Genomic DNA, 18,841 nt, shown 5'->3' with positions numbered 1-18,841 from the left:
GCTGAAAGCATCTAAGCGTGAAGCCCCCCTCAAGATGAGATTTCCCATCGCGTCAAGCGAGTAAGATCCCTTGAAGATGACAAGGTAGATAGGTCCGAGGTGGAAGCGTGGCGACACGTGCAGCTGACGGATACTAATCGATCGAGGACTTAACTAAGCACATGAGAAAAGCGGAGAACGGTTCTTGACGTAGTCAAGAAAACATCCGACGGAGCCAAAAGCTTTTGACGAAGACGTGCGTGCACGTCGAACGGAAAAAGCGAAGGCGTAGGAGGGGGTTAGTTCGAAGCTAGACAATACAACACCTGTTATCTAGTTTTGAAGGAATAAAAAATGCTTGACAACAAAAAATATTCCTTTATAATAACATTTGTCTAAAGCATGTTTGCTCGGTGACGATAGCGGAGAGGTCACACCCGTTCCCATCCCGAACACGGAAGTTAAGCACTCCAGCGCCGATGGTAGTTGGCGGGACACCGCCTGCGAGAGTAGGACGTTGCCGGGCAAAATGTAATGGAGGATTAGCTCAGCTGGGAGAGCACTTGCCTTACAAGCAAGGGGTCGGCGGTTCGATCCCGTCATCCTCCACCATGTGTATAAAGTTTCTTGATGTATTTTGTTTCGTTGAATAGTTTTTTATTTCATCGTCGCGGGGTGGAGCAGCCAGGTAGCTCGTCGGGCTCATAACCCGAAGGTCGCAGGTTCAAATCCTGTCCCCGCAACCAATATTGGTCCCGTAGTGTAGTGGTTAACATGCCTGCCTGTCACGCAGGAGATCGCGGGTTCGAGTCCCGTCGGGACCGCCATGTATGGCTCGGTAGCTCAGTCGGTAGAGCAAAGGACTGAAAATCCTTGTGTCGGCGGTTCGATTCCGTCCCGAGCCACCATTTTGAGTGATGTCAGCTAAGTTTGATGCACTTCATGTTATGCCGGCTTAGCTCAATTGGTAGAGCAACTGACTTGTAATCAGTAGGTTGCGGGTTCAAGTCCTGCAGCCGGCACCAGATTGTTTTGAGCCATTAGCTCAGCAACGAGCAAAACTTCTTCGAATATGTTACGAGTTGTCCCGACGCACTTGACATCTTGGGTGTGCTAGTAGAGGAAGGGACAGGTAAAGTAAAATTGAATAAAGTTTTTTAATTTATTAATGAGCCATTAGCTCAGCAGGTAGAGCATCTGACTTTTAATCAGAGGGTCGGAGGTTCGAGTCCTCCATGGCTCACCATGATGCGGGTGTGGCGGAATTGGCAGACGCACCAGACTTAGGATCTGGCGCCTTTGGCGTGGGGGTTCAAGTCCCTCCACCCGCATAATGCGGAAGTAGTTCAGTGGTAGAACACCACCTTGCCAAGGTGGGGGTCGCGGGTTCGAGTCCCGTCTTCCGCTCCAACATGCCTATGCCGGGGTGGCGGAATTGGCAGACGCACAGGACTTAAAATCCTGCGGTAGGTGACTACCGTGCCGGTTCGAGTCCGGCCCTCGGCACTTTATATGCGCCCGTAGCTCAATTGGATAGAGCATCTGACTACGGATCAGAAGGTTAGGGGTTCGAATCCTCTCGGGCGCGCCATGTTTATATCGTAATGAGGACGGGAAGTAGCTCAGCTTGGTAGAGCACATGGTTTGGGACCATGGGGTCGCAGGTTCGAATCCTGTCTTCCCGACCATTTTCAAGGGGCCTTAGCTCAGCTGGGAGAGCGCCTGCTTTGCACGCAGGAGGTCATCGGTTCGATCCCGATAGGCTCCACCATCTATTTATAATGGCGGCGTAGCTCAGCTGGCTAGAGCGTACGGTTCATACCCGTAAGGTCGGGGGTTCGATTCCCTCCGCCGCTACTAGCTTAGGACCTTTAGCTCAGCTGGTTAGAGCAGACGGCTCATAACCGTCCGGTCGTAGGTTCGAGTCCTACAAGGTCCACCATGTTCATATTATACGGAGGAGTACCCAAGTCTGGCTGAAGGGGTCGGTCTTGAAAACCGAGAGGCGTCGAAAGGCGCGCGGGGGTTCGAATCCCTCCTCCTCCGCCATAAAGTGATTTTCTTCTTGTGCCGGCTTAGCTCAATTGGTAGAGACGAGCAAAGCTTCAGCGAATAAGCTACGAGTTGCCTCGACGCATCCATCATCATTGAATGCGCTAGTAGAGGAAGAGGCACAACTGACAAACGATCTAAAAGTTTGATGCACTTCATATTGTGCCGGCTTAGCTCAATTGGTAGAGCAACTGACTTGTAATCAGTAGGTTGCGGGTTCAAGTCCTGCAGCCGGCATCATTGTGGCGGCTATGGCGAAGTGGTTAACGCACCAGATTGTGGCTCTGGCATTCGTGGGTTCGATTCCCACTAGTCGCCCCATAAATTGTATGATAAAGCGTACAAGTAAAAAATAGCTGTGTAATTAATTTATCGTGCGGGTGTAGTTTAGTGGTAAAACCTCAGCCACGAGCGACACATCGTCGAGTAATCGGCGAGTTGCCTCGACGCATCTATCATCATTGAATAAGCGAGTAGAGGAAGAGGCATGACAAAGCGTAGAAGTAAAAAATAGTTATGTGAGTAATTTATTGCGCGGGTGTAGTTTAGTGGTAAAACCTCAGCCTTCCAAGCTGATGTCGTGGGTTCGATTCCCATCACCCGCTTACGTGGGCCTATAGCTCAGCTGGTTAGAGCGCACGCCTGATAAGCGTGAGGTCGGTGGTTCAAGTCCACTTAGGCCCATTATAATCTTTATTCCGCAGTAGCTCAGTGGTAGAGCACTCGGCTGTTAACCGAGCGGTCGTAGGTTCGAATCCTACCTGCGGAGCCATTTGGAGAAGTACCCAAGTGGCTGAAGGGGACGGTTTGCTAAACCGTTAGGTCGCGTTTTGCGGCGCGCGGGTTCAAATCCCGCCTTCTCCGCCATTGCCACACACGGCCCGTTGGTCAAGTGGTTAAGACACCGCCCTTTCACGGCGGTAACACGGGTTCGAATCCCGTACGGGTCACTAGTAAAAAAGGACATCTCATTTATATGAGATGTCCTTTTTTATATTTCTCTCAAATCTACATGCATGTTCTTTTTCTTCTCTAAAAATTTCTTTCCATATTCCCCATGTTGATGAATAGAAGGATGTTCAACTTGAACGGTGACATGGGAGAGGTTGTATCGTTCTTTTAACATTTCATTAATAGCTAAAATAACACAAAATGGTTGAATATGCTCGTGAATAAGAACGTGTGCTGTTAAGGAATAATGATTTGTTGAAATGGACCAAATGTGTAACTCATGTACATCTTCTACCCCTTCAATAGAAAGGATATCAGCACGAATACGCTCGATGTCAAATTCATGTGGCACTGCATCCATTAAAATAAAATACGATTCTCTCACAATTTTTAAGCCGCCTACAAAAATAATGGCACCGATGATGATGCTAATGAGTGGATCAAACATATATAGCCCTGTAAAGTAAATTAAAATCGCTGAGATGATGACACCAATCGAGCTGAGTAAGTCACCAATAAAGTGCCATAAGGCGCTTTTTACATTTAAATTTTCTTCTTCTTTTATGCTGCGACTTAGAACGATTGTTAACACAAGATTAACGACAAATCCGATCGTTGCGATAGTTAGCATGAAGGAAAATTGGATGCTTTCAGGATGAATAAACCGACGAATTCCTTCAATAAAAATTCCAATGGAAATGATGACAAGCGCAAGCCCATTTAAAAATGAAGCGATAATTTCAAATCGTAAATAGCCAAATGTAAACTTTTTATTTGGTGGGCGAGAAGCAAAATAAATGGCAAACATGCTTAAACCTAATGCGATGACGTCAGAGGCCATATGGGCTGAGTCTGACAATAGAGCAAGCGAATTAGACAAAATACCCCCTACAATTTCAACAATGGTGAAAAAAGTCGTTAATAACAGCGTTGTCCAAAGAGCTTTCTTTGATGTCGTTTGTACTTTCATATGCGGTAAATGATGAAAATCATACATATGCATTCTCCTTTATTTAAAATTAATATTAAAAAAAATAAATAATAATTACTATAAACTATTTTATATAATTATCATTTGTCACTCAAGCGACAAATTTATGGACGTTCGTATTGATTTTCATTTCATTCAACATGTGATTTGTTGAACATTGTCGAAAAATATCTTAATTTTCTTACAGGAATTTTATATGACTTCGTGTAATATATTCAGTACGGAATTGTTTTCGTACTCATTTAAGAAAGGATGGATGAACATTTGTTGACAATGAGTCCAACCGATTTGCAGATGCATTTATTTCACGAAGGAACGTTTTATCAAAGTTATCAATTGTTTGGTGCACATCTTATCAAACGAGATGGAGCGATCCAAACCCGTTTTTGTGTATGGGCCCCGCACGCCAGAGAAGTTCGTCTTGTTGGAACGTTTAACGATTGGAACGGAGAGAAGCACAAGTTAACAAAAATAAACGAGCAAGGAGTATGGATGATTGTCGTCCCTGAAAATTTAGAAGGACATTTATACAAATACGAAATCATGACAAGAGATGGACATATCGTTCTGAAAGCAGATCCATATGCTTTTTACGCAGAAAAACGCCCCAATACTGCCTCTATTGTATATGATTTAAAAGGATATAAATGGAATGATCAAGCTTGGCAAAGAAAAAAGAAGCGAAAACCGATTTATGAACAACCAATGTTTATTTATGAAGTTCATTTTGGTACATGGAAGAAGAAAGATGATGGCAAATTTTATACATATAAAGAGATGGCAGATGAGTTAATTCCGTATGTTGTTGAACATGGATTTACTCACATTGAACTTTTGCCGCTTATTGAGCACCCGCTCGATCGTTCTTGGGGATATCAAGGAACAGGTTATTATGCTGCAACAAGCCGTTATGGAACGCCTCATGATTTAATGTATTTCATTGATCGTTGTCATCAGGAAGGAATTGGAGTCATTTTAGATTGGGTACCGGGACATTTTTGTAAAGATGCGCATGGGTTATATATGTTTGATGGTGAGCCGACATATGAATATATGAATATGCAAGATCGCGAAAATATTGTGTGGGGAACAGCAAATTTCGATTTAGGAAAACCAGAAGTGCATAGCTTTTTAATTTCGAACGCTTTGTTTTGGTTAGAACATTATCATATTGACGGTTTTCGTGTTGATGCGGTTGCAAATATGCTTTATTGGCCAAACAGTGATGTACTGCATCCAAATCCATACGCTATTTCATTTTTAAAAAAATTAAATGAGGTTGTATTTGCTTTTGATCCGAATGTATTAATGATTGCAGAAGATTCAACAGATTGGCCGAAAGTGACTGCCCCGACGTATGATGGTGGGTTAGGATTTAACTACAAATGGAACATGGGATGGATGAACGATGTATTAAGTTATATGGAAACGAGCATGCATGATCGAAAATATATGCATCATAAAATGACATTTTCTTTGTTATATGCTTACACAGAAAATTTTATTTTACCTTTATCCCATGACGAAGTGGTGCATGGAAAAAAATCGTTATTAAATAAAATGCCGGGTGATTATTGGGATAAATTTGCTCAACTTCGCTTGCTTTATGGATATTTTATGACGCATCCAGGGAAAAAACTGTTGTTTATGGGTGGGGAGTTTGGACAGTTCGATGAGTGGAAAGATTTAGAACAACTCGACTGGGTATTATTTGATTTTGATATGCATCGAAAAATGGATGAATACGTGAAATCTCTCACGAATTTTTATAAAAAGCAAAAAGCATTATATGAGTGTGATCACGATCCAAATGGGTTTGAATGGATTGATGTGAACAATGCTGAACAAAGTATTTTTTCTTTTATTCGACGAGGAAAAAAAGAAGAAGACGCGTTAATTGTCGTTTGCAATTTTACTAATATCGTGTATGACGATTACAAAATCGGTGTGCCATTTCTTACATCGTATCGAGAAGTATTCAATAGCGATGAAGTGATGTACGGTGGTGCGGGGCACATAAACAAAAAAGTGCTTGTGGCACATGAAGAGCCGTATCACGGAAAGCCGCATCATATTCGGATGACGATTCCTCCGTATGCCATTACGATTTTACGACCAATAAGAAAAAGAGAAGGGAAGGAAAGCCATGGTACGAAAAAAGTGCGTCGCTATGCTACTCGCAGGGGGACAAGGAAGTAGATTAAGCTCATTAACAAAAAATTTAGCTAAACCAGCTGTTCCGTTTGGAGGAAAGTACCGCATTATCGATTTTACATTAAGCAATTGTGCTAATTCAGGCATTGATACTGTTGGAGTGCTCACTCAATATCAGCCGTTAGAGTTAAATACGTATATTGGAATTGGAAGTGCATGGGATTTAGATCGGAAAAATGGAGGGGTAACCGTTCTCCCTCCGTACGCTGAATCGTCGGAAATGCGATGGTATAAAGGAACAGCGAATGCTATTTACCAAAACTTAAACTACTTGAAGCAATACGATCCGGAGTATGTGCTCATTCTTTCCGGTGACCATATTTATAAAATGAATTATGCGGAGATGCTGCAATACCATATTGGAAAAAAGGCAGATGTTACAATTTCTGTTATTGAAGTACCATGGGAAGAAGCGAGCCGTTTTGGAATTATGAACACAAATGAAGAGATGGAAATTGTAGAGTTTGAGGAGAAGCCAGCCCATCCGAAAAACAATTTAGCGTCTATGGGCATTTATATTTTTAAATGGTCTGTTTTGAAAGAGTATTTAGAAATGGACAATCGAAATGATCGTTCAAGCCACGACTTTGGCAAAGATATTATTCCTTTACTGATTGAAGAAAAAAAGCGGCTCGTGGCCTATCCGTTTAAAGGATATTGGAAAGACGTTGGGACGGTCAAAAGTTTATGGGAAGCAAATATGGATTTACTCGAAGATACTCCAGCATTAAATTTATTTGATCATACGTGGCGCATTTATTCTGTGAACCCGAATGAACCACCGCAATATATTGCTCCATACGCGCAAGTGAAGGAGTCTTTAGTGAATGAGGGATGTATTGTTGAAGGGGATGTGGAGCATTCTGTTTTGTTTCAAGGGGTGTACATTTCACAAGGTGCTAAAGTAAAAGATTGTGTTGTTATGCCTAATGCAGTGATTGGGAAAAATGTATACATTGAAAAAGCAATTGTTCCTCCGAATGTGGAAATTCCTGATGGAACGTTTATTTGTGCGGATCAATATGAAGGGGAAGTCATTCTTGTGACAGAGGAGATTTTGGGACATTTTTCTGAGAGAGAGGATGAGAAAACGTGGGAAAATTAATGCTTGGGGTCATTGATGCAACGACATATAAGTCGGAAATGAGTGATTTGACACTCCAACGTTCCATTGCAGCTGTTCCATTTGCTGGGCGCTATCGGCTAATTGATTTTGTTTTATCAAATATGGTGAACTCAGGTATTGAAAGTGTCGCCATTTTCCCAAAGTATCAATATCGTTCATTAATGGACCATCTTGGTTCAGGAAAGAATTGGGACTTGAATCGGAAACGTGATGGATTGTTCTTCTTCCCTTCGCCTGACCTTCCGATTTCTCATATCGGTTCGTTTCAACATTTTCAACAACATATTGACTATTTTTTGCGAAGCACACAAAAGTACGCTCTTATTTGCAACAGTTATACGGTGTGCAATATTGATTATGAGGAAGTATTGCGACGTCATATAACTAACGGGTGCGACATTACCCGTGTATGTTATCGTGGGAAATCGCTTGATATGTTTATTTTAGAAACATCATTGTTGCTTGATTTAATCGCTAACCAACAAAGAAATCAATATCGAAGTATTGTTGATGTGGTGAGTGATGAAGGAAATGGGTTAACCGTATGTGACTATGAATATGATGGGTATGTCGCAGTTATTGATAGCATCGAACGTTATTTTCACCATAGCTTAGAACTTCTTCAGCCAGATGTGTGGAAGCAGTTGTTTTTAAAAGGAAGACCGATTTATACGAAAGTAAAAGATGAACCACCGACGAAATATACATCATATGCTTGTGTGCATAATGCAATGGTTGCGAATGGATGCATCATTGAAGGAGAAATTGAAAATAGTATTATTTCTAGAGCGGTGAAAATAGGAAAAGGAACTGTTGTACGCAGCAGTATTATTATGCAAAAAAGTCAAATCGGAGATCATTGTCATCTTGAATACGTGATTGTTGATAAAGATGCTCGCATTGGTGATGGGATAAAATTAATTGGAACACCGAATCAGCCAATCGTCATTCGAAAAGGGACAATACAAGGAGCGCTGATGAAATCGTGAAAGTGTTATTTGTCGTATCAGAGTGTGTACCGTTTGTGAAAACAGGTGGTTTAGCTGATGTTGCAGGTGCATTGCCGAAAGAGTTGAAAAAGCTCGGTACAGATGTGCGTGTGATGCTTCCTAAATATGGGGTCATTCCGCAACATATGCGCCAAAAAATGAATAAAATTGCTGAGCTTGTCGTTCGTGTTGGCTGGAGAAGACAATATTGTGGAATTGAACAATTAGAATACGAAGGAATGACATACTATTTCGTCGACAACGAATATTACTTTAAGCGAGATTCGTTATACGGGCATTATGATGACGGTGAGCGTTTTTCATATTTTTGTCGAGCCGTTCTCGATTCTCTTCCCGTCATCGGTTTTCAACCGAATGTCATTCATTGTCATGATTGGCACACAGGAATGATCCCATTTTTATTGCGTGAAGAATATACGAAAAACTCATTTTACGCGCAAATGAAAACGGTATTTACCATTCATAATTTGCAGTTTCAAGGCATTTTTCCACGCGAGATTTTAGGGGATTTGCTAAATTTAAGCGACCGTTATTTTTCGATTGAACATTTAGAGTTTTACGGGCATGTTAGTTTCATGAAAGGGGCCCTCGTCTCATCGCATATGATTACGACAGTTAGCCCAACGTATAAAGAAGAAATTCAAACTCCATATTATGGTGAACGGCTTGACGGATTATTGCGCGCGAGAAGCTCGCATTTAGTTGGAATTTTAAATGGAATTGATGATGACATATATAACCCAAAAAAAGATCCATATATTGCAGTGCCTTATGATGTGACGACAATTGCGCGAAAAAGTATTAATAAGCGAGCGCTACAACAACATTTTTCATTACCGTCAGAAGAAGACGTTCCGGTCATCGCAATTGTTTCACGGTTAACGAAACAAAAAGGATTAGATTTAGTCAAATGCGTATTTCACGAAATCATTGCTGAAAATGTGCAAATGATCATCCTTGGAACAGGAGAATGGGAGTTCGAACATTTCTTTCATGAGATGGCGCTGACATATCCAGATCGTGTGCGCGTATATATTGGATTTTCAGAACAGCTTGCACATCAAATTTATGCTGGAGCAGATATGTTTTTAATGCCGTCTAAATTTGAACCGTGTGGTCTTGGCCAAATGATTGCGATGCGTTATGGAGCTGTGCCGATCGTTCGAGAAACGGGTGGATTAAACGATACAGTGCAATCGTTTAATGAATTTACAAAAGAAGGAACAGGATTTACGTTTAAAAACTTTAATGCACATGACATGTTATATACGATTCAACGTGCGCGTTCATTTTATGAACAAAAAGAAGTATGGGAAACGGTGATGAAGCAGGCAATGAGTCGGGATTACAGTTGGGCAAAATCGGCATTCAAATACAACCAATTATACGACGAACTAATGGCTGGGAGTGGCATCTATGTTCACGAATAAGGAAGAGTTTAAACAAACGTTTTTGAAACGACTAGAAATGATGTACGGAAAACGTTTTTGGGAATCGACGGTTCTCGATCAGTACAATACGCTAGGACATATGATTCGTGAGTATATTAGTAAACATTGGATTCAGACAAATGAACGATATCGTGCTGAACATAAGAAGCAAGTATATTATTTGTCAATTGAATTTTTATTAGGACGTTTACTAGGAAGCAATTTAATGAATCTTGGTATACGTGATGTCGTGGAAGAAGGATTAAAAGAACTAGGCATTGAGCTAACTCATATTGAAGAAGTTGAAATGGATGCTGGTCTAGGAAACGGGGGGCTCGGGCGTCTTGCTGCTTGTTTTTTAGACTCTCTTGCTTCCCTTGATTTGCCTGGGCATGGGCAGGGCATCCGTTATAAACATGGTTTGTTTGATCAAAAAATAGTGAACGGTTATCAAGTGGAACTCCCAGAACAATGGTTGCGTCACGGGAATGTATGGGAAGTGAAAAAAGAAGATTTAGCGGTAGAAGTCAATTTTTGGGGAAAAGTGGAATGCTACGAACAAGATGGTCGATTAACGTTCCGACATTATGATGCCGAAAAGGTAATGGCTGTTCCTTATGATATGCCTGTCATTGGATATGATACGACGACTGTAAATACGTTGCGATTATGGAGTGCCGAGCCTGCAAAATTTCCGCTTCATAAACATGTCATGCAGTATAAGCGAGAAACGGAAGCGATTTCTGAATTTTTATACCCAGACGACACACATGACGAAGGAAAAATTTTAAGATTGAAACAGCAATATTTTCTTGTTGCAGCAAGCATCGGGAGCATCGTACGCGATTATCGGCAACGGTACGGGCATTTGCAACATTTTCACCGCCACGTGGCCATTCACGTGAATGATACCCACCCTGTGTTAGCCATTCCAGAACTTATGCGTATTTTGTTAGATGAGGAAGGAATGGGATGGGACGAAGCGTGGCATATTACGACAAACACAATTTCTTATACAAACCATACAACGTTGTCGGAAGCGTTGGAAAAATGGCCAATTTACATTTTTCAACCGCTATTGCCACGAATTTATATGATTGTGCAAGAAATTAATGAACGTTTTTGTCGCGATTTATGGAATCGATATCCTGGTGACTGGAAAAGGATCGAGGAGATGGCCATTATTGCTCACGGGCTTGTTAAAATGGCTCATTTAGCGATTGTAGGAAGCTATAGTGTGAATGGTGTAGCAAAAATACATTCTGAAATTTTAAAGCATCGTGAAATGAAGCTGTTTTATGAATACTTTCCTGAAAAGTTTAATAATAAAACGAATGGCATTACACATCGTCGTTGGTTGTTGAAAGCCAATCCACAGCTTTCTTCTCTTATTACGGAGGCGATCGGAACGGATTGGATAAAACAACCGGAACAGCTGATACAACTAAAAAAGTATGCAACGGATCGTTCATTTCAAGATGAATTAGCGAAAGTAAAGCATTACCATAAACAGCAGTTGGCGACATATATTTATGAAAAAACAGGTGTTGCGGTGGACGATTCATCTATTTTTGATGTACAAGTAAAAAGGTTACATGCGTATAAAAGACAGTTGTTAAATGTGCTGCACATTATGCATTTATATAACCGATTAAAAGAAGATGAGCATTTCGACATGCATCCACGCACGTTTATTTTTGGTGCAAAGGCATCACCGGGATATCATTATGCGAAACGAATCATTAAGCTAATTAATTCGGTTGCACAAAAAGTGAATAGCGATGAGCAAATTAATGGACGATTAAAAGTCATTTTCCTAGAAAATTACCGTGTTTCGTTGGCGGAAAAAATTTTCCCAGCTGCTGATGTAAGTGAACAAATTTCGACTGCTAGTAAAGAGGCATCTGGAACTGGGAATATGAAATTTATGATGAACGGAGCTGTGACGATCGGAACGCTAGATGGAGCAAATATTGAAATTTTAGAGCGGGTTGGTCATGAAAATATGTTTATTTTTGGGCTAAAGGCAGAAGAAGTGTTGCACTATTACGCGAATGGCGGATACCATTCGTACGAATATTATCATCACGATCAACGCATTCATCAAGTTGTTAATCAACTAGTCAATGGCTTTTTTCCTGATGCGTACGATCATTTTGAACCGATTTATGATTCATTGCTCGCTCATAATGATCAATACTTTGTTTTACGCGATTTTGCATCGTATGCTGATGCGCAACAACGAGTTGGCGCAACGTATGAAGATCGAAGAAAATGGTTGGAAATGAGCGTTGTGAACATTGCCTGTTCAGGATATTTTTCAAGCGACCGAACGATTGAAGAGTACGCTCATGATATTTGGCATATTCGTTAATAAAAAAGTCCTGTAAGCAGAGATGCTCACAGGACTTTTTTAAGAAGTATAAGGATCTTTTTCATATGCTGGAAGATCACCGAGCGGAGACATCAGTTGCTCGTCGTCAAGCACTTGTTCATATTGTTCATGTACAATGTTTGGATAAATCGTAATACCTGTTCCGTAAAGGTCTGTGGCTGCAAATGTTTCAAACGGCTCGACATAACCGATTTGTTCTCCGGCATCGATATACATTCGATCATAATGTACAGTATCTTCTTGGACATCTGAAGGTGTTTCGGATGTACCGAAGCGCGCAACTTTTTGCCAACTATCTTCGGCATCAAATGTTTCTGCTTCTTTATGAACGACAAATTCACCAAATGGAGGAGACAAGACGCTTTCTTCGATCGGGCGTTGTTGCGAAACAACTTGGTCAGGGCTATGTTCTTTACAAAATGTCGTCGTTGGGATGGCTTCAAGACGTTCGACTGGGATAGCCTTTCCACATACTTCACAAATTCCGTACGTTCCATCTTCCATTGCTTGAAGCGCCCGTTCAATATCGTGAAGTTCTCGTTTCGTATGTTCGTTTAAGGCAATATCTTTTTCTCGCTCATATAGTTCTGTTCCGCTGTCGGCAGGATGATTGTCATAATTCGATAGTTCCCCAACCGAGTCATGAGCAGATGCTCGTATGAGACCGAAATGATCATTTTGTTTCAACCGTTGTACAATTTGTTGTTTTTCTTGTAATAAGCGTTCACGCAAAGTTTGCATATCATCCCTCCTCGAATTAGACTACACATAGTATGAACGAAAAAGGAAAAACCATAGCGAAAAGGCTATGGTTTTTTCTGGACAATTATTGTAGCCAATAATGAATAAACAGACCAACGACAAGTAAAAATCCAAATTGTGTATTTGTCTGAGCGGTCGCTTTCATTGCTGGCATCATGTCTATTGGTTTTGTCTTTCCAATAAATCCTTTTGTTGCTTTCCATGCTTTCGGAACGCTAAACAATACGAGCAAGGTCCATGGCGAAATCGTTTTTGTGAAAACAAGCAATACAATCCATAAAAATGATGTAACAAACATGCCACCTAATAGCCAAATCGCTTTTTTTCTTCCAAGTAAAATGGCTAACGTTTTTCGACCGCTTCTTTTATCTCCGTCTAAGTCACGAATGTTATTCGCTAATAAAATGGCTCCAACTAAAATGGAAATGGGAACAGAGACAAGAATAGGTGTTGTTGTTATTGTGCCTGTTTGAATAAAAAATGAAATTAAAATAATGGTGAGCCCCATGAAAAAACCTGCTGCCAATTCACCAAATGGGGTATAAGCGATCGGAATGGGGCCACCTGTGTAAAAATATCCTGCTGCCATGCAAATTGTGCCGATAACGGCTAACCACCAACTGCTATTGACGCAAATATAAATACCAAGTAGCATAGCAATAGCAAAAAAAGACCAAGCAAGCAATAAAACAGTTTTCGGGGAAATGCCGTCGCGGACGATTGCTCCACCGATTCCGACAGATTCAGGTGTATCGAGCCCACGTTTATAGTCGTAATATTCGTTAAACATATTTGTTGCTGCTTGGATAAATAGTGAAGCTACGAGCATGGCAAAAAATAAAGGAAAGTGAATTGGTGCTTCTTCTACTGCAAGCACAGTACCAATAGAAACGGGAACGAACGCTGCAGTGAGCGTGTGTGGTCGCAATAAGCGCCACCAAACGCGCCAGTCTCGTTTATAGTGAACAGTTTGAGCATTTGAACGTACTGGTGTTGGCATGCCATTCTTCTCCTTTAATTAAAATGTCGTTCACAATAAGTTTAGGGAAGCGGGGAAAATGTGTCAATGTCTTGACAATATAAATTGTTTCCTATCTCTAAAGAACAATATTATAATGGAAAAGGGACAAAAAGATTAAGTATAGGCGTGATACAAAGTGGTTACTTTATATCAAAACAAAGTTATTGACCAATTGCGTGATGCATTAAAGAAAAAAGAGCATATGGTTAGTGTCACTGTAAGAGTGGGGCAAATCGATCCTCTTTCCTTTTTTGTCGCTGGTGAAACGTTATTTCATGGCCAGCGCTTTTATTGGTCAGACTGTTTCCATGAACAAACGTTTGTTGGGCTTGGATATGCGCAAGTTATAAAAAGCGAAGAAAAGACGAAAAAGCGGTTTCGAGAAGTGGAGAAAGCTTGGCAACAAATTGTAGAAGGCGCTTTCATCGAAGGGGAAGGGCCGTTGATGTTCGGGGGATTCGCTTTTGATCCGCTGAAACGCTCTGCTGAACATTGGGATCATTTTCCTTCCGCTCAGTTTGTTATCCCGAAATTTTTGTTAACAAAGCGCGGAGAGGAAACATGGCTCACAGTTAATGTTGTTCATGAATCGTTTGCGGAACTTGAGAAAATGATCGATTCGCTATTTGTCATACATGATGAAAGCGATAACTATGATGTTGACGTTGTCGAAAAAGAGGAAGTCGCTCGCGATCGCTGGCTTTATGCTGTTCGTCATGCAACCGATCTCATTCAAGACGGAGAAATTGAAAAAGTTGTTTTAGCGCGCGAGTTATTTCTTTCTTTCTCTCAGCGGATTGATTGCTCGCACGTGCTGCGCTCTTTGCGTGAACAACAACCAATGAGCTACATTTTTGCGTTTGAAAACGGCTCATCTTGTTTTATCGGTGCTTCTCCGGAGCAACTTGTGAAAAAGAACGGGCACATGTGTGAAACGGCTTGTCTCGCTGGTTCCATTCGTCGTGGGCATACGATGAAAGAGGATGAGGAGCTCGGACAATGGCTGCTAAAAGACGAAAAAAATCGTCGCGAACATGCATTCGTTGTAGACATGATTGAACAAGCGATGCATGAAGTATGCAAAGAGGTGATTGTTCCAAGTGAGCCGACTTTGTTAAAAATGCGACATATCCAACATTTGTACACACCTGTTCGTGCGAAAATAAAGGAAGGAGTTTCGATTTTTTCGCTCGTTGAACGACTTCACCCGACGCCAGCGCTTGGGGGATTCCCGAAAGAAAAGGCGGTACAAACGATTCGGGACATTGAGCCGCTTGATCGTGGATGGTATGCCGCTCCGATCGGTTGGGTGGATGCCAACGGAAACGGGGAATTTGCAGTAGCCATTCGCTCCGCGTTGATTGAAGACAATGAGGCGCATTTATTTGCGGGGTGTGGGATTGTCGCTCATTCTAATCCGCTTAGTGAGTATGAGGAAACGAATGTAAAGTTTAAGCCGATGTTACTAGCGTTAGAGGGGGGAAGAAAATGAATGAAATGACTGCATATGTTGCCGCTTTTGTTGAGCAATTAGTTCATATGGGGATACAGCAAGCGGTGATTAGTCCAGGATCTCGTTCCACTCCTCTTGCGATGGTCATGGCTGAACATCCTCAGTTAAATATTCATGTTCATATTGATGAACGTTCTGCCGCTTTTTTTGCGTTAGGCATGGCGAAAGCTTCTGGAAAACCGGTTGCTCTTGTTTGTACATCAGGTACTGCGGTAGCGAATTATTATCCAGCTATCGTTGAAGCATATTATGCACGCGTTCCGCTCGTTGTCATTACAGCTGATCGACCTCATGAATTGCGTGATGTCGGAGCACCGCAAGCGATCGATCAACTGCATATGTACGGCTCATATGTAAAATGGTTTGTTGATATGGCACTTCCAGAAGGAAATGAGCAAATGCTTCGTTATGCAGAAATGGTAGCTGCTCGTGCGGTATGTGTTGCAACATCTGTTCCTGTAGGACCGGTTCATATTAACGTGCCGTTACGTGAACCGCTTGTTCCAATGCTCAATGAGTCGCTATTTTCCACACCATCAGCGACTCGCACTGTGTATAGAGGGAATAAACACCTTTCGCCAGAGATGATAGATGCATTATATGAACAACTACGCCATGTCGAAAAAGGGGTCATTGTATGTGGGGATTTGCACGTGGAAGGGTTTGCTGATGCGGTGGTCGAGCTAGCAGAAGCGTTGCAATATCCTATTTTAGCCGATCCGCTTTCTTCACTGCGAACAGGTACACATAGAAAACAGCTTATTATTGAATCGTATGATGCGATGTTAAAATGCGAAACGTTTGCAGATGCGTTCATCCCTGATGTCGTTATTCGTTTTGGAGCAATGCCTGTATCCAAATCACTTTATCTTTGGTTGCAACGGCATAAACAAGTAAAACAAATGATTGTTGATGAAGCTGGGCAATGGCGCGATCCGACTTTATCGCTTCACGTGTTTATTGAAGCGAACGAGGTGCAATTTTGTCATGAGTTAGCTCAGCGTGCTTCTACTACATCTCGGTCGTCGCAATGGATCAGCCAATGGCAAAAAATGAACGAACGAGCGAAGCAAATGTTATTACAGGCAAAAGAAGAAGAAAATATGTTTGAAGGAAAAATATTTATTGAACTTGCTCAGTTATTACCAGATGAAGCAACTCTTTTCGTTGGAAATAGTATGCCTATTCGCGATGCGGATACGTTTTTCATGTCATCACATAAGCGAATTCGTTTATTGGCGAATCGTGGGGCAAACGGCATTGATGGAGTTGTATCGAGCGCTCTTGGAGCGAGTTGTGTTGCGCAACCACTTGTACTAGTTATTGGCGACTTGTCATTTTATCATGACTTAAATGGCTTACTTGCAGCTAAATTGCAACAGCTACATGCGACAATCATTGTTTTAAACAACAATGGGGGAGGTATTTTCTCCTTTTTACCGCAGGCGAATGAACCGAAACATTTTGAACGGTTATTCGGCACACCGACACATTTATCGTTTCATCATGTTGTAAACATGTATGATGGACATTATGAAAAAGTAGAGACGTGGGACGATTTTCGTCGTGCGGTGGTAGATGCGCTCTCACGCCCAACGTTAAATGTAATTGAAGTTCCTTCATCTCGTGAATATAATGTCGGAGTTCATCGGAAATTGTGGAAAGATGTTTCCCAGGAAATGTCCAACTTGTTGAACAAAGGGGAATGAGCATGAAGTTTGTCGTTCGAGGGCAAACGTATTATGTAGAAAGGCACGGAAATGGACAGCCTATTTTGTTGCTGCACGGATTTACAGGTAGTTGTCAAACGTGGCATCCGCTTGTTTCGATGTGGGAACAACATATGCAATGCATAGCAATGGACATTCTCGGTCATGGACAAACGGATGCCCCTTCTTCTGTACAACGATATCATATCGATATGGTTGCCCAAGATGTCGCTATGCTTTTAGAACATTTAGGGATAAAAAAAGCCCATGTGCTAGGGTATTCGATGGGTGGTCGGCTTGCGTTAACATTTGCAGTTCTTTATCCTCAGTATGTGCAAACGTTAATATTAGAAAGTAGCTCTCCGGGGCTAAAGACGGAAGAAGAGCGCATGAAGCGTCGGGAAGAAGATGAACGATTAGCACAGTTTATTGAACAACATGGGGTTGCTTCGTTTGTTGATCGGTGGGAGAACATCACGTTATTTTCTTCTTTAAAGCGATTGCCCGAAGATGTACAACAACGGATAAGAGAAGAACGATTACAGCATACAGCGATTGGATTAGCTAACAGTTTGCGTGGCATGGGAACAGGAGCGCAACCTTCTTGGTGGGAAGCGTTGCCTCAATTGATGATTCCGACATTGTTGATTTGTGGTGAAGATGATGAAAAGTTTTGTCGAATTGCGTCAGAAATGGTACAATTATTACCAAACGGGACGCTCATCACCGTTCCGAATGCGGGGCACGTTGTGCATCTAGAGCAGCGTGAACGATTTTGTACACTTGTTCAACAATTTGTGTTAAGAGGAGGTTTATTGCATGGCGATTGAATGGGTAAAAGAAAGAGAATATGAAGATATTTTGTATGAAACGTATAATGGCATTGCAAAAATTACAATTAACCGTCCAGAAGTACATAATGCGTTCCGCCCAAAAACAGTGATGGAGTTAATTGATGCGTTTGCCTATGCTCGTGACGATGAAAATATTGGAGTCATTATTTTAACAGGAGCAGGAGGCAAAGCGTTTTGCTCAGGTGGCGACCAAAAAGTGCGTGGGCATGGTGGATATGTAGGTGACGACCAAATTCCACGTTTAAACGTATTAGACTTACAACGCTTAATTCGCGTCATTCCAAAACCGGTTATTGCGATGGTTGCAGGTTATGCGATCGGCGGTGGCCATGTGCTACATGTTGTTTGTGATTTAACTATCGCAGCAGACAATGCGATTTTCGGTCAAACAGGCCCGAAAGTTGGCAGCTTTGATGGAGGATATGGTGCTGGTTACTTAGCGCGTATTGTTGGACATAAAAAAGCCCGCGAAATTTGGTATTTATGTCGTCAATACAACGCTCAAGAGGCGTTAGAAATGGGATTAGTGAACAAAGTTGTTCCACTTGAACAATTAGAAGAAGAAACGGTGAAATGGGCGGAAGAAATTTTAGAAAAAAGTCCGACAGCTATTCGTTTCTTAAAAGCTGCGTTTAATGCAGATACAGATGGACTTGCAGGCATCCAACAACTTGCAGGGGATGCAACGCTTCTTTATTACACAACAGACGAAGCGAAAGAAGGACGCGATGCATTTAAAGAAAAACGGAAACCGAACTTTAAACAATTCCCGCGTTTTCCGTAAAATGAAGACAGCTTGATGTATGCACATCAAGCTGTTTTTTTGAAGGTGGT

The 18,841-nt window shown here is 41.6% G+C and carries 12 protein-coding genes, 22 tRNA genes and 2 rRNA genes (1 of these 36 only partly in view); 33 read left to right on the top strand and 3 right to left on the bottom strand.

Annotation, left to right across the window (positions count from 1 at the left end; genetic code table 11):
- From AFK25_RS12420 to AFK25_RS12305, 24 genes are all read left to right on the top strand, one after another.
- Window positions 1–157: ribosomal RNA gene (locus AFK25_RS12420) — 23S ribosomal RNA — on the top strand; it begins 2,769 nt to the left of the window's first position.
- 231 nt (window positions 158–388) lie between these two features.
- Window positions 389–505 (top strand): 5S ribosomal RNA (rrf, locus tag AFK25_RS12415).
- A 10-nt stretch (window positions 506–515) separates the two neighbouring features.
- Window positions 516–591: transfer RNA gene (locus tag AFK25_RS12410), tRNA-Val, on the top strand.
- A 57-nt stretch (window positions 592–648) separates the two neighbouring features.
- Window positions 649–725: transfer RNA gene (locus AFK25_RS12405), tRNA-Met, on the top strand.
- Window positions 726–730: 5 nt separating this feature from the next.
- Window positions 731–806: transfer RNA gene (locus AFK25_RS12400), tRNA-Asp, on the top strand.
- Window positions 807–811: 5 nt separating this feature from the next.
- Window positions 812–887 (top strand) — tRNA-Phe (locus AFK25_RS12395).
- 41 nt (window positions 888–928) lie between these two features.
- Window positions 929–1,004 (top strand) — tRNA-Thr (locus AFK25_RS12390).
- A gap of 145 nt (window positions 1,005–1,149) precedes the next feature.
- A tRNA-Lys gene (locus AFK25_RS12385) sits at window positions 1,150–1,225 on the top strand.
- Between the two features lie 4 nt (window positions 1,226–1,229).
- Window positions 1,230–1,310 (top strand) — tRNA-Leu (locus AFK25_RS12380).
- 4 nt (window positions 1,311–1,314) lie between these two features.
- Window positions 1,315–1,389: transfer RNA gene (locus AFK25_RS12375), tRNA-Gly, on the top strand.
- A gap of 10 nt (window positions 1,390–1,399) precedes the next feature.
- Window positions 1,400–1,485, top strand: a tRNA-Leu gene (locus tag AFK25_RS12370).
- An 8-nt stretch (window positions 1,486–1,493) separates the two neighbouring features.
- Window positions 1,494–1,570, top strand: a tRNA-Arg gene (locus AFK25_RS12365).
- Between the two features lie 20 nt (window positions 1,571–1,590).
- Window positions 1,591–1,667, top strand: a tRNA-Pro gene (locus AFK25_RS12360).
- Between the two features lie 7 nt (window positions 1,668–1,674).
- Window positions 1,675–1,750 (top strand) — tRNA-Ala (locus AFK25_RS12355).
- Window positions 1,751–1,762: 12 nt separating this feature from the next.
- A tRNA-Met gene (locus tag AFK25_RS12350) sits at window positions 1,763–1,836 on the top strand.
- Between the two features lie 8 nt (window positions 1,837–1,844).
- Window positions 1,845–1,921: transfer RNA gene (locus tag AFK25_RS12345), tRNA-Ile, on the top strand.
- A 14-nt stretch (window positions 1,922–1,935) separates the two neighbouring features.
- A tRNA-Ser gene (locus AFK25_RS12340) sits at window positions 1,936–2,028 on the top strand.
- A 167-nt stretch (window positions 2,029–2,195) separates the two neighbouring features.
- Window positions 2,196–2,268, top strand: a tRNA-Thr gene (locus AFK25_RS12335).
- Window positions 2,269–2,276: 8 nt separating this feature from the next.
- Window positions 2,277–2,352, top strand: a tRNA-His gene (locus AFK25_RS12330).
- Window positions 2,353–2,565: 213 nt separating this feature from the next.
- A tRNA-Gly gene (locus tag AFK25_RS12325) sits at window positions 2,566–2,636 on the top strand.
- Window positions 2,637–2,641: 5 nt separating this feature from the next.
- Window positions 2,642–2,715: transfer RNA gene (locus tag AFK25_RS12320), tRNA-Ile, on the top strand.
- A gap of 13 nt (window positions 2,716–2,728) precedes the next feature.
- Window positions 2,729–2,803: transfer RNA gene (locus tag AFK25_RS12315), tRNA-Asn, on the top strand.
- A gap of 3 nt (window positions 2,804–2,806) precedes the next feature.
- Window positions 2,807–2,898 (top strand) — tRNA-Ser (locus tag AFK25_RS12310).
- Between the two features lie 11 nt (window positions 2,899–2,909).
- Window positions 2,910–2,981: transfer RNA gene (locus AFK25_RS12305), tRNA-Glu, on the top strand.
- Window positions 2,982–3,022: 41 nt separating this feature from the next.
- Here AFK25_RS12305 and AFK25_RS12300 read toward each other — a convergent pair.
- Entirely contained in the window at window positions 3,023–3,979 is a 957-nt protein-coding gene (locus AFK25_RS12300; protein WP_019417284.1) for a cation diffusion facilitator family transporter, read from the bottom strand.
- Window positions 3,980–4,225: 246 nt separating this feature from the next.
- Between AFK25_RS12300 and glgB the strand changes: the two genes are divergently transcribed.
- Genes glgB through AFK25_RS12275 form a run of 5 tightly spaced genes read left to right on the top strand, consistent with a single transcriptional unit; the run spans window position 4,226 to window position 12,127 of the window.
- Complete coding sequence (gene glgB, locus AFK25_RS12295; protein WP_035063880.1) at window positions 4,226–6,172, top strand: 1,4-alpha-glucan branching enzyme; 1,947 nt, start codon at window positions 4,226–4,228, stop codon at window positions 6,170–6,172.
- A complete protein-coding gene (locus AFK25_RS12290; protein ID WP_035063878.1) occupies window positions 6,120–7,292 on the top strand; it encodes a glucose-1-phosphate adenylyltransferase in 1,173 nt (390 codons plus the stop codon). The genes glgB and AFK25_RS12290 overlap by 53 nt, the downstream gene beginning before the upstream one ends.
- Complete coding sequence (locus tag AFK25_RS12285; protein WP_009361650.1) at window positions 7,280–8,302, top strand: GlgC family sugar phosphate nucleotidyltransferase; 1,023 nt, start codon at window positions 7,280–7,282, stop codon at window positions 8,300–8,302. Before AFK25_RS12290 ends, AFK25_RS12285 begins: the two co-directional genes overlap by 13 nt.
- Entirely contained in the window at window positions 8,299–9,753 is a 1,455-nt protein-coding gene (gene glgA / locus AFK25_RS12280) for a glycogen synthase GlgA (protein WP_035063875.1), read from the top strand. The genes AFK25_RS12285 and glgA overlap by 4 nt, the downstream gene beginning before the upstream one ends.
- Entirely contained in the window at window positions 9,740–12,127 is a 2,388-nt protein-coding gene (locus AFK25_RS12275; protein ID WP_009361648.1) for a glycogen/starch/alpha-glucan phosphorylase, read from the top strand. Before glgA ends, AFK25_RS12275 begins: the two co-directional genes overlap by 14 nt.
- Before the next feature lie 39 nt (window positions 12,128–12,166).
- Here AFK25_RS12275 and AFK25_RS12270 read toward each other — a convergent pair whose 3' ends face one another.
- Both AFK25_RS12270 and AFK25_RS12265 read right to left on the bottom strand, forming a co-directional pair.
- On the bottom strand, window positions 12,167–12,889 hold the full coding sequence (locus AFK25_RS12270; protein ID WP_009361647.1) for a yteA family sporulation protein: 723 nt from the start codon (window positions 12,887–12,889) through the stop codon (window positions 12,167–12,169).
- Window positions 12,890–12,974: 85 nt separating this feature from the next.
- A complete protein-coding gene (locus AFK25_RS12265; RefSeq protein WP_009361646.1) occupies window positions 12,975–13,910 on the bottom strand; it encodes a 1,4-dihydroxy-2-naphthoate polyprenyltransferase in 936 nt (311 codons plus the stop codon).
- 157 nt (window positions 13,911–14,067) lie between these two features.
- Here AFK25_RS12265 and AFK25_RS12260 point away from each other — a divergent pair, with 157 nt between their 5' ends.
- Genes AFK25_RS12260 through menB form a run of 4 tightly spaced genes read left to right on the top strand, consistent with a single transcriptional unit; the run spans window position 14,068 to window position 18,791 of the window.
- Entirely contained in the window at window positions 14,068–15,423 is a 1,356-nt protein-coding gene (locus AFK25_RS12260; protein ID WP_009361645.1) for an isochorismate synthase, read from the top strand.
- Window positions 15,420–17,153, top strand: coding sequence for a 2-succinyl-5-enolpyruvyl-6-hydroxy-3-cyclohexene-1-carboxylic-acid synthase (gene menD / locus AFK25_RS12255; protein ID WP_019417290.1), 1,734 nt, complete (start codon window positions 15,420–15,422; stop codon window positions 17,151–17,153). Before AFK25_RS12260 ends, menD begins: the two co-directional genes overlap by 4 nt.
- Window positions 17,154–17,155: 2 nt before the next feature.
- A complete protein-coding gene (menH, locus tag AFK25_RS12250) occupies window positions 17,156–17,983 on the top strand; it encodes a 2-succinyl-6-hydroxy-2,4-cyclohexadiene-1-carboxylate synthase (protein WP_035063872.1) in 828 nt (275 codons plus the stop codon).
- The gene (menB, locus tag AFK25_RS12245; RefSeq protein WP_035063870.1) at window positions 17,973–18,791 is read left to right on the top strand and encodes a 1,4-dihydroxy-2-naphthoyl-CoA synthase; all 819 of its coding nucleotides are present in this window, start codon (window positions 17,973–17,975) and stop codon (window positions 18,789–18,791) included. Before menH ends, menB begins: the two co-directional genes overlap by 11 nt.
- Window positions 18,792–18,841: the final 50 nt, after the last annotated feature.

The sequence above is a fragment of the Anoxybacillus gonensis genome, assembly GCF_001187595.1.
Lineage (GTDB): Bacteria > Bacillota > Bacilli > Bacillales > Anoxybacillaceae > Anoxybacillus > Anoxybacillus gonensis.
The sequence above is the reverse complement of the archived record's forward strand: the minus strand, read 5'-3'. Positions and strand labels throughout refer to the sequence as shown.

Excerpts from the sequence above, each read along its gene's own strand:
- AFK25_RS12265 (WP_009361646.1), bottom strand. The coding sequence starts at position 13,910 with ATGCCAACACCAGTACGTTCAAATGCTCAAACTGTTCACTATAAACGA.
- AFK25_RS12270 (WP_009361647.1), bottom strand. The coding sequence starts at position 12,889 with ATGCAAACTTTGCGTGAACGCTTATTACAAGAAAAACAACAAATTGTA.
- AFK25_RS12290 (WP_035063878.1), top strand. The coding sequence starts at position 6,120 with ATGGTACGAAAAAAGTGCGTCGCTATGCTACTCGCAGGGGGACAAGGA.
- menD (WP_019417290.1), top strand. The coding sequence starts at position 15,420 with ATGAATGAAATGACTGCATATGTTGCCGCTTTTGTTGAGCAATTAGTT.
- menH (WP_035063872.1), top strand. The coding sequence starts at position 17,156 with ATGAAGTTTGTCGTTCGAGGGCAAACGTATTATGTAGAAAGGCACGGA.
- menB (WP_035063870.1), top strand. The coding sequence starts at position 17,973 with ATGGCGATTGAATGGGTAAAAGAAAGAGAATATGAAGATATTTTGTAT.
- AFK25_RS12275 (WP_009361648.1), top strand. The coding sequence starts at position 9,740 with ATGTTCACGAATAAGGAAGAGTTTAAACAAACGTTTTTGAAACGACTA.
- glgB (WP_035063880.1), top strand. The coding sequence starts at position 4,226 with ATGGATGAACATTTGTTGACAATGAGTCCAACCGATTTGCAGATGCAT.
- AFK25_RS12300 (WP_019417284.1), bottom strand. The coding sequence starts at position 3,979 with ATGTATGATTTTCATCATTTACCGCATATGAAAGTACAAACGACATCA.